This is a genomic window from Photorhabdus noenieputensis (assembly GCF_018448935.1).
GTDB classification, from domain to species: domain Bacteria; phylum Pseudomonadota; class Gammaproteobacteria; order Enterobacterales; family Enterobacteriaceae; genus Photorhabdus; species Photorhabdus noenieputensis.
On record NZ_RCWC01000173.1, the window covers coordinates 1 to 588 of the forward strand.

At 55.6% G+C, this 588-nt stretch carries 1 pseudogene; it reads right to left on the reverse strand.

Going from position 1 to position 588, the window contains the following annotated elements:
• Positions 1 to 588: pseudogene (locus tag EAE91_RS23710) on the reverse strand (hemagglutinin repeat-containing protein); the annotation flags it as partial.

Here is a 588-nt window from a genome sequence, read left to right on the forward strand (position 1 = left end):
AAGTCGGGTGTGGATTGCCACCGTCAACCAGTTTTTTTCTGGCGGCCTCTTTGTCCGGTTCACTGATATGGTCCAGCTTCGCTTTCGCCGCTTTGGTGGCGATAATTTTCCCTTCCGTACTGGCTATCTCGGCCATCTGGGCGCTGAGTTCGCCAATCAGTTGCGCCTGTTTCAGCCGCTGCTGTTCTTTTTCCTTATCAAATATCGGACTCAGGACATTGGCGGCATTATCGGTATCGCGGCTAAGGGTCGCGACATCCTGCGTCTGGTGCGCCTTATCCCGGATAATCAGATTGCCCTCACTGACGGCGGCGTGCGTGGTGGTGCTGTCATGGCCCTGGTTATTGGAACCGCTCAGCCCATTGACCGCCAGATTATTGAGAACCTGACCGGCGGTCGGTTGGCCGAGGCTGACGCCCGCACTTTGTTGCTCAACAGTAAAGTCCGCTTGATTTTGAATATCCTTGAAGCCCAGCGTCCCGGTGTTCAGGGTGTTTTTGGCTTTGTCAGCGTGACTCGCTATCACCGCGCCGTCCAGTTGGGTGTGGTCACCGACGTTGACCTGATAGCCGCCTTTGCCAGCAAACA